This window comes from Variovorax sp. 01T439_2 (genome assembly GCF_056398445.1).
In genome coordinates, this window is sequence record NZ_JBFTPJ010000454.1 from 1 (window position 1) to 4583 (window position 4583).

Below are 4583 nucleotides of genomic sequence, written 5' to 3' on the forward strand. Positions count from 1 at the left end.
CGAGATAGCTGCGCCAGAACTGCCGGATCTGGTCCTGCACGTCGTCGGCAAAGCCCATCTGGGTGCCGACCATCTCCTGCCAGGTGCCGCTCGCACTGAAGGTCTGGGCGAGCGTGGGCTCCAGCGCCTCGAGCTTGGCGCGCTTGGCGTCGTCGAGCTGGTCGATGGCGTCCAGCACCAGGCAATCCACCAGCCGCAGCAACGGCCTTCCTTCGTATCTGTTCGTCGTCTGCATGCGCCAAGTTTCTCACTGCCCGGGGCCGCCGGGCCAGGCCGGCGCATGGCTGCCCGGCGGCATCGAGGGGCGCGGCCATGCGGCCGGCGTGCGCGACAGCTGCGCGCTGTGGCGCAGCGCGGCCAGCTCGCCGAAGCCCGAGGCCGAGGTCTCCAGATAGGGCTTCAGGTCGGGCCTGGTGATCGACAGCCCGCCGGGCACGCGCCCGAGCCCGCGCAGCCATCGGCCGGTCTGCGCCAGCGACACCTGCACATGCCAGCTGCCGCCCTCCTGCTGCTGCCGCCAGAGCGCCGCGGCGGCGCCGAACGCGATCAGGTAGCCCGTGGCCTCGTCGAGGATCTGCATCGGCAGCGGCCTGGGCTTGCCGTCGCCGGCTGCTTCGCCTTCGGCATGGTTGAAGCCCATGGCGGTCTGCACCAGCGAATCGAATCCGCGGCGCTGCGCCCACGGGCCCTGCGTGCCATAGGCCGTGAGCGACACGCACACGATGCCGGGCGCGAGCCGCGCGAGTTCCGCCGGCCCGAAGCCCAGCGCCGCGATGCCGCCGGGGCGGTAGCCCTGCACGAAGACATGGGCCTCGCCGGCGAGCTGCCGCAGCGTGGCGCGGGCCGCCTCGGTGCGCAGGTCCACATGCGCCGACAGCTTGCCGCGGCTGGTTTCGGCGATGGATTCGATGTTCGGCAGGTGCGGCGAATTGACGAGCATCACGTCGGCGCCATAGGCCGCCAGCGCGCGGCCTCCCACAGGGCCCGCGAGGATGCGCGTCAGGTCGAGCGCGCGCACGCCGGTGAGCGGCCGCTGGTCTTCGCGCAGCGGCGGCAGCGCGCGCGGCGGCGTGTCGCCGATGCGTTCGATGGTGAAGAGCGGCTGCGCTGCGATCGCCTGGCCTTGCGGCGTGGCATCCCATTCGTCGAAGCGGCGCAGTGCAGTCGCCACCAGGCCTTGTGCCGCGGCCGCGTCTTCGAAATCGAGCGCGCGCCAGGTGGCCATCACCGCCTCCGCATCGGCACGCGTGGCGGCGGCCGGGTCCAGCTTCATCAGCCGCAGCGCGCCCTCCCGGTGATGCGCGAAGTTCGCGTGGATGCGCACCCAGCCGTCGGCGCAGCGGTACAGCCCGGAGAAGCTGTCCCACGGATCGGGCACGCGCCCGTCGAGGCTGAACCAGCCGGTGCAGTCGAGCGCCGCATGACGCATGTCGACGGCCACCTGCTGGCGCCCGGCGCCGCGCAGATGCCCGAGTTCGCAGGCTGCGAGCGCCGCCGCCGCGATGGTGCTCTGCGCAGCCGCGCCCACCGCGAAGGACGACGGCAGCACCGGGTCTTCGCCCGTGAGCCGCACATGCTGCAAGGCCTCGGGCGGCAGGCCCGCCTGCTGCCAGATGCCGCTCAGGATTTCGCTCGCATTCATTTCATCTCTCCAGAACGTCCAAAGCAAAAAGGCAGGGCCCGCTCTCGCGGCCCTGCCCTTCGTCGTCGTTGCGTCGGCGCCTTACTGGATCAGCTTGGCGCCGGTCTTGGCCTGCAGCGCGTCGAAGCTCACGCCCGGCGCGAGCTCGACCACCTTGAGGCCTTCGGGCACCACGTCCATCACGGCCAGGTCGGTGATGATGCGGTCGACCACGCCCACGCCGGTCAGCGGCAGCGTGCACTTCTCGAGGATCTTCAGGTCCTCGGTGCCGTCCTTCTTCTTCGCGACGTGCTCCATCAGCACGATCACGCGCTTCACGCCGGCCACCAGGTCCATSGCGCCGCCCATGCCCTTGACCAKYTTGCCGGGGATCATCCAGTTGGCGAGGTCGCCCTTCACGCTGATCTGCATGGCGCCGAGGATCGACAGGTTGATCTTGCCGCCGCGGATCATCGCGAAGCTGTCATGGCTGCCGAAGATGGCCGAGCCGGGGATGGTGGTCACGGTCTGCTTGCCGGCGTTGATCAGGTCGGCGTCGACCTGGTCTTCGGTCGGGAACGGGCCGATGCCGAGCATGCCGTTCTCGCTTTGCAGCCACACTTCCTTGTCGCCGACGAAGTTGGCCACCAGCGTGGGAATGCCGATGCCCAGGTTCACGTAGAAGCCGTCTTCGAGTTCTTGCGCCGCACGCGCGGCCATTTGGTCTTGGGTCCAGGGCATCTCAGGCTCCTTTGTTGTTCTTGACGGGGGCGGGCACTTCGCTGCCGGCGGCGGCCTGCGCGATGGCGGCCTGCGCTTCGACCTTGGYGGCGGCCGCATCGGCCGGCGCGGCTGCACTCACGGTGCGCTTCTCGATGCGCTTCTCGGGCTTGGCGTTGAGCACGATGCGGTGCACGTAGATGCCCGGCAGGTGAATGTCGTCAGGGGCCAGCTCGCCCACCTCGACGATCTTCTCGACCTCGACGATGCAGATCTTGCCGGCCATGGCGGCGGCCGGGTTGAAGTTGCGCGCCGTGAGGCGGAAGCGCAGGTTGCCCGACTTGTCGGCCACGTCGGCCTTGACCAGCGCCACGTCGGGCACCAGCGAGCGCTCCATCACGTAGGTTTCGCCGTCGAACTCGCGCAGTTCCTTGCCCTCGGCCACTTGCGTGCCGACGCCGGTCTTGGTGAAGAAGGCCGGAATGCCCGCGCCGCCCGCGCGCAGCTTCTCGGCCAGCGTGCCCTGGGGCGTGAATTCGAGCTGCAGTTCGCCCGCGAGGTACTGGCGCTCGAACTCCTTGTTCTCGCCCACGTAGGACGCGATCATCTTCTTGATCTGGCGCGTCTCGAGCAGCTTGCCGAGGCCGAAGCCGTCGACGCCCGCGTTGTTGGAGATGCAGGTGAGATCCTTGGCGCCGGAGTCGCGCAGCGCGTCGATCAGCGCCTCGGGAATGCCGCACAGGCCGAAGCCGCCGACCGCGAGCGTCTGCCCGTCGGCCACGACCCCCTTGAGTGCCGCGTCTGCGGAGGGATAAATCTTGTTCACTCGGGCTCCTTGATGGATGGTGGAGAGTTGGCGAAAGCTTTGAAGAGCCTTGAACGATACTACGTAGTCGCATACGTAGTATTTCGTAATGGTGACCCCCGATGCCCGAGATCGATTACCGGCTGGCTTTTGAACAGGCACCCGTCGGCATGGTGGTGTCGAGCAACCGCACCATCGTGGCCTGCAACGAGCGGGTGTGCGAGATTTTCGGTGCAACGCCCAGTGCCTTGGTCGGGCATTCATTCAGCATCCTGTACCCGAGCGTGGCCGAGTTCGAGCGCATCGGCAAGCGCATGGAACCGTTCCTGAACGCCAGCGGCCGCTACGCCGACAACCGCATGATGAAGCGCCTGGGCGGCCTGCACGGCGCCATTGCCGGCGAGACCTTCTGGTGCCATGTCACCGGCCACGCCATGAACCGCGCCGCGCCGCACGAGGCCGGCATCTGGACCTTCGAGGACCTGGGCTCGCGCCGCGCCGTGAAGGCCGAGCTCACGCCGCGCGAGCGGGAGGTGGCCGCGCAGGTGATGCGCGGGCTCACGTCCAAGGAGATCGGCAAGGCGCTCGGCATCAGCCACCGCACGGTGGAACTGCACCGCGCGCGGCTGATGCGCAAGTACGCGGCGGCGACCACGGCGGAGCTGGTGCAGAAGCTCATCGCGGGCTGATCGTTGCAAAAACGGAAACGCGGTGTCTTCGGAAGCCCCGTGCCGCTGCCCCTGCAGAGGTCTATCTTCAAGGCCATGCGAACAGATCGTTCGCGTTCATTCAGGAGCAGATGCCATGTCCACAGCCCTTCATTCCGAAAAGAACCTCCTTCAGCAAACCAGGCTGTCGGTGGCGCAGGCCCACGCCATCGCCACGCACCGGCTGCCGGTGACGCTGACCCTCGCGGCAATCATCCTGTCGATGCTCGGCGTCAAGCCCTGAGTACCGCAGGAGGCATCGGCCGGCTCAGTCCGGCTTGATGTCCGCCGCCTTGATCACCTTCGCCCAGGCTGCCAGTTCCTGGTCGACGAACTTGCCCAGGGCCGCCGGGTCCATGTAGGTGGCGAAGGCGCCCTGCTCGTCCACCTTCTTGCGGAACGGCTCGCTCTCGACGATCTTCCTGATCTCGGCGCTGAGCTTGTTGACAACGTCGGGCGGCGTCCTGGCCGGTGCGAACACCGCGAACCACGATTCCACCTCGTAGCCCGGCAGACCCGCCTCGGCCGAGGTCGGCACATCGGGCATCGACGGATGGCGCTTGCTGCCCGTGTAGGCGAGCGCCTTGATGCGCCCACCCGCGAAATGGCCGATGACCGAGGGCGGCGTGGTGATGAACATGTCGACGTTGCCCGCGATCAGGTCGTTGATGGCCGGACCCGAGCCCTTGTAGGGCACGTGCGTCATGGGCTGCTTGGCCTGGCGCGACAG

General features: G+C 68.2%; 7 protein-coding genes. 2 read left to right on the forward strand and 5 right to left on the reverse strand.

The features are described from left to right. The 4 genes from AC1DOC_RS20235 to AC1DOC_RS20250 all read right to left on the reverse strand — a co-directional run. Window positions 1-235 (reverse strand): hypothetical protein (locus AC1DOC_RS20235; protein ID WP_478130364.1); only part of this gene is annotated, 235 nt, incomplete at its 3' end. A 12-nt stretch (window positions 236-247) separates the two neighbouring features. After that, window positions 248-1642, reverse strand: a complete 1395-nt coding sequence (locus AC1DOC_RS20240) for a CoA transferase (protein WP_478080338.1) — start codon at window positions 1640-1642, stop codon at window positions 248-250. A gap of 81 nt (window positions 1643-1723) precedes the next feature. After that, window positions 1724-2362, reverse strand: a complete 639-nt coding sequence (locus AC1DOC_RS20245; RefSeq protein ID WP_478130365.1) for a 3-oxoacid CoA-transferase subunit B — start codon at window positions 2360-2362, stop codon at window positions 1724-1726. Between the two features lies 1 nt (window position 2363). Next, entirely contained in the window at window positions 2364-3167 is an 804-nt protein-coding gene (locus AC1DOC_RS20250; protein ID WP_478130366.1) for a CoA transferase subunit A, read from the reverse strand. Window positions 3168-3268: 101 nt separating this feature from the next. On the opposite strand from AC1DOC_RS20250, the gene AC1DOC_RS20255 reads away from it, so the two are divergent. Then, window positions 3269-3835, forward strand: coding sequence for a LuxR C-terminal-related transcriptional regulator (locus AC1DOC_RS20255; RefSeq protein ID WP_012748361.1), 567 nt, complete (start codon window positions 3269-3271; stop codon window positions 3833-3835). Window positions 3836-3950: 115 nt separating this feature from the next. Then, a complete protein-coding gene (locus tag AC1DOC_RS20260) occupies window positions 3951-4097 on the forward strand; it encodes a hypothetical protein (RefSeq protein WP_012748362.1) in 147 nt (48 codons plus the stop codon). Between the two features lie 24 nt (window positions 4098-4121). Here AC1DOC_RS20260 and AC1DOC_RS20265 read toward each other — a convergent pair. Next, on the reverse strand, window positions 4122-4583 hold a 462-nt coding region (locus AC1DOC_RS20265), incomplete at its 5' end, for a Bug family tripartite tricarboxylate transporter substrate binding protein (protein ID WP_478130367.1).